4 protein-coding genes and 1 tRNA gene are annotated in these 4,424 nt (G+C 71.9%); 4 read left to right on the forward strand and 1 reads right to left on the reverse strand.

The annotated features are described in order from the left end of the window. Positions 1-464 precede the first annotated feature (464 nt). Positions 465-2,159 (forward strand): recombinase family protein, encoded by a 1,695-nt coding sequence (locus HLB15_RS22685; protein ID WP_171108914.1) that lies wholly within the window; start codon positions 465-467, stop codon positions 2,157-2,159. On the opposite strand, the gene HLB15_RS22690 is transcribed toward HLB15_RS22685, so the two are convergent. Next, positions 2,128-2,201 (reverse strand) — tRNA-Arg (locus HLB15_RS22690). The two genes, HLB15_RS22685 and HLB15_RS22690, sit on opposite strands and share 32 nt — an antisense overlap. Positions 2,202-2,343: 142 nt before the next feature. Between HLB15_RS22690 and HLB15_RS22695 the strand changes: the two genes are divergently transcribed. The 3 genes from HLB15_RS22695 to HLB15_RS22705 all read left to right on the forward strand — a co-directional run. Next, entirely contained in the window at positions 2,344-3,087 is a 744-nt protein-coding gene (locus tag HLB15_RS22695; RefSeq protein ID WP_171108916.1) for a TetR/AcrR family transcriptional regulator, read from the forward strand. Beyond that, positions 3,084-3,959, forward strand: coding sequence for an alpha/beta fold hydrolase (locus HLB15_RS22700; RefSeq protein ID WP_171108918.1), 876 nt, complete (start codon positions 3,084-3,086; stop codon positions 3,957-3,959). The genes HLB15_RS22695 and HLB15_RS22700 overlap by 4 nt, the downstream gene beginning before the upstream one ends. Positions 3,960-3,997: 38 nt before the next feature. Continuing rightward, positions 3,998-4,424 (forward strand): DNA glycosylase AlkZ-like family protein (locus HLB15_RS22705; RefSeq protein ID WP_171108919.1); only part of this gene is annotated, 427 nt, incomplete at its 3' end.

The following is a 4,424-nucleotide window of genomic DNA, read 5'->3' on the forward strand; positions in this document are numbered from 1 at the left end:
GGTCTCGGTGGTCGTGGTCGCAGGGATCTGGGCCCAGGGCAGCGCCTTGAGCATGCGGAACAGCAGCCGAGAGTTGCCCTTGACGGTCAAGACGTAGTGCGCGCCCGCGGCCAGGATCTGGGAGGCGCCGTACACCGCGACGACGCCGACCTACACAAGCTCGCAGAGGTGCTGATCCGGCTGACCTTGCAGGAGACCGGACGCTCGCGTGCCGAGCGGCGCGCCGCTGCTATACCGGAGGCCTACCGCCCGTCCATCGCCTCTGTCGGCGGTGCAAGGTAGAATCAGTGACAAGCAAGCCTCGCGTCGACGGGGTGTTGTGGTCTCAAACCCCGCTCCGGCGGGCAGCGCTTACGTGGCCGTTCCGCCCTAGTCCCAGAGCCTTCGGGCTTCCTCTCACGATCAGCACCCCTCGGGCGTTCAGCCCGAGCGCGAGGGCCGACATTTCGTGAGAGCAGGCCCCCATGAGTACCGCGTTCGTGCGCACCCCAGACCCGGTGTGCAGTCTCATCGACCCGCCCCAGGGCACCGCGCTCGCGGTGTCCTACCTGCGCGTCTCCACCAAGGAGCAGGCCGAGAAGGGCGGCACCGACGAAGGCTTCTCCATTCCCGCCCAGCGCGAAGCCAACCGCCGCAAGGCCGAACAGCTCGGCGCGGTCATCGTGGAGGAGTTCATCGACGCGGGCGAGTCCGCCCGCAAGGCCGACCGGCCCGAGCTGATGCGGATGATCCAGTACGTCAAGCGGAACCGTGTCGCGTACTGCATCGTCCACAAGGTCGACCGGCTCGCCCGCAACCGCGCCGACGACGTAACGATCCACCTCGCCTTGCAGGAGGCCGGGGTCATGCTCGTCTCTGCGACGGAGAACATTGACGAGACCCCCAGCGGGATGCTGCTGCACGGCATCATGTCCACGATCGCGGAGTTCTACTCCCGCAACCTCGCCACCGAGGTCATCAAGGGCATGACGCAGAAAGCCGCCACCGGCGGCACGGTCGGCAAGGCACCCATCGGCTACCTCAACATCCGTTCCCGCGACGAGCTCGGCCGCGAGGAGCGCACCGTCCAGCTCGACCCCGACCGGGCGCCGCTAATCGAGTGGGCGTACAAGGCATACGCCTCCGGGAACTGGACCGTCAGCCAGCTCCACGACGAGCTCACGTCGCGAGGTCTGGTCAGTCTTCCCACCCCGAAGCGGCCGTCCAAACCGCTCGCTGTGTCCTCGGTGCACAGGATGCTCACGAACCCGTACTACAAGGGCGACGTGATCTACCGAGGCGTCGCTTACAAGGGTGCGCATCAGCCGCTCGTCCCGGCAGAGGTCTGGTACCAGGTGCAGTCCGTCCTCACCGCGCACAAGAGCGCCGCCGAGGCGACCCAGGTGCACGACCACTACCTCAAAGGCACCGTCTACTGCGGAGCCTGCGGGTCGCGGCTGATCGTGTCGAACGCCAAGAACCGGCACGGCAACGTCTACCCCTACTTCGTCTGCTCCGGTCGGCACTCCAAGCGTACCGACTGCACCCGGCAGGCCATCCTCATCGAAGACGTCGAGCACCTGATCGAGGACTACTACCAGCGCGTCCAGCTCACCCCGGCCCGGCGCGAGGCGCTAGCCGGGATGCTGCACCACGAGTTCGACCGGCTCATGTCCACCGAAGCCGACGAGCTCGCCCAGCTCACCGCCAACCGCGACCGGCTGGAGCACGAGCAGGACCGGCTCATGCAGGCCCACTACGCCGACGCGATCCCGCTCGCCGTCCTCAAACGAGAGCAGGACCGCATCACGGGCGAGCTTGACCAGGTGAACCGTCGCCTCGACGCGCACCACGGCGAGTACACCGACGCCCGCGCGCACCTGGACGACGCGCTGAACCTGCTGGAGGACTGCGCCGACATCTACGCCCGCTGCGACGACGCCAACCGCCGCCTCTGCAACCAGGCGTTCTTCACCAAGGTCTACGTCGAGGAGGACGACGAGCTCCGCGTCGAGAACGCCCGTCCCTTCGAGATGCTGCTCGACCCCGCGGTCAACGCAGACGCGCTCACCTGGGCCGCGAACGCCGACAAGGCCCGAACTCCGGCCCTTGATTCTTCGGGCCAAGGTTCGAGCCTGGTGCGTTGGGTGCCCCCGGCAGGATTCGAACCCGCGACCTAGTCATTAGAAGTGACCCGCTCTATCCAGCTGAGCTACGGAGGCAAGCGAGCCGAGTTTAGCCTAGGTCGGGCTGGGCTTGACCCTGGTATAGGACGCCCGCCCCGGACCCCCTCGACCCGCCCCGCGTCACCCCTGTATCGTGCGTAGTGACCAGATATTGGATTCGAGTCACTACGGAGTCCCGGTGCCCCGACCCCGCGTCCCCGACCGCCGCGGCCGCATCCTTGCCGCCGCCCGAGAGCTGCTCCTGGCCTCGGGGTGGGCCCACGTGACGGTGGCCGACGTCGCCGCGCGCGCCGGCATCGGCAAGGGCGCCGTCTACCTGGAGTTCTCCGGCAAGCCCGCGATCCTCGAGGCCGTGCTCGTCCGCGCCGCACGCGGTCTGACGGCCGCGGTGCACGCGCGCGTGCTCGACGCCCCGGGCCTGGTGGACCTGCCGACGGTCTACCGGTTCGGCGTCGAGGCCCTGCTGGACGAGCCCGTCATGCGGGCGCTCTACCTCGGCGACGAGACGGTGCTCGGCGACCACGTGCACGAGGTGGCCGACGACCGCTACGTGCGGCGCATGGCGTGGCTCGCCGACTACGTGGACGACCTGCAGCGCGCCGGCGTGCTCGACGCGTCCGCCCCCGCCGGCACGGTGGTGCGGATGCTCGGCATGTTCACCCTCGGGATGGTGCACGCGCCCGGCGTGCTCGGCGGCACGAGCGCCACGGAGCTGTCGGCGGCGGTCGGGCTGTTCGCCGACGTCGTCGGGCGCGGGCTGGCCCCGGACGCACCCGCCGACCCCGAGGCGGCCCGGGCCGCGCAGCTCGCGCTCCTGCGGCGCCTCGACGAGCAGCTCGACGTGCTGGGCCGCGCGGACGAGCCCGCCGACCGGCCCGCCGACCGACCCGCCGACCGACCCACGAACAAGGGAGCCCGATGACCATCTTCGACACCTGGACCGACCTCACCGTCTCCGGCGGCCCCGTGCGCGCCTACCGCGCGGGCGACACCGGCCCGCCGGTGCTGCTGCTGCACGGCGCCATGCTCGACACCGGCCGGGGCGTGTGGCGGCGGGTCGCCCCCGCCCTGGCCACGGCGCACCGCGTGCACGTGGTCGACCTGCCGCGCCACGGCGGCAGCAGACCCTGGCACGGCGTGCTCGACGACGCCTTCCTGCGCCGGTTCCTCGACGACCTGCTCGACGCCCTCGAGCTGCCCCGGGTCGCCCTCGTCGGCCTCTCCATGGGCGGCGGCCTCGCCACCGGCTACGCGCTCGACCGGCCCGAGCGCGTCAGCGGGCTCGTCGCCGTCGCCCCCGGCGGGATCGGCGCGCGGCGGCGGGCCCAGCTCCTCACCTGGCTGTACCTGCGCACGCCGGGCGCGCTGCGTCTGACGACGCGGTACCTCGCCCGGCGGCCCGCGCTGGTCCGCCGGTCGCTCGTCACCAGCCTCGTCGCGGGCGAGGACACCCCGGACCTCGACGACATCGTGCGCCTGGCGGTCGAGGAGGCACAGGCCAAGGAGCGCCACGGGGAGCCGGCCCTGGACGACTGGCAGACCCGCGCCTACGGCCCGCTCGCCATGCGGCTCGACCTCCTGCCCGACCTGCCGCGGCTGACCGTGCCGACGCTCTGGGTGCGCGGCGACCGCGACACCCTCGTCGGGGCGGCGGAGATGGCCGCAGCGGCGGCAGCGGCCCCCGGGTCGCGCCTGGTCACCGTGCGGGACGCCGGCCACATCGTCGGCTACGACCAGCCGGACGAGCTCGTCCGGCTGGTCACCGAGTTCCTCGCCCCGCTCCGCACACCCTGACACCGCCTGTGTCGGTGGTCGCCCGTAGCCTGTCCCGCATGGCCACGGCACCGGTCGCCCTCGCACCCGACGTCGCGCGCAGGCTCCGCCTGCACGCGCAGGGTCTCGCGCCCGCCGTCCGTCCGGTCGACGGGCCGCCCGCCGCCGGCCACGACGAGGGGCCGGTCGACGTCGTGCGTCGCATGGTCGCGCTCCAGGGACAGGACCTGCCCGCCGTGCTGCGCGCGATCGCCGTCCGGTCCCGGCCGGGCACGACCCTCGACGACGTGCGCGCTGCCTTCGACGCCGGGGAGCTCGTGCGGGGCTGGACGCAGCGGGGCACGCTGTTCGCCACGACGCCGCGCGACCTGGCCGCGCTCGTCTCGCTCACGGGCGAGCGCGTGCAGCGCCAGGGCCGGCAGGTCCGCGCGCGCGAGGGCCTCGACGACGCGCTGATCGACCGCGCGGAGGCCGTCGCCCGTGAGG

The sequence above is a fragment of the Promicromonospora citrea genome (assembly GCF_013004695.1).
GTDB classification, from domain to species: Bacteria; Actinomycetota; Actinomycetes; order Actinomycetales; family Cellulomonadaceae; genus Promicromonospora; species Promicromonospora citrea.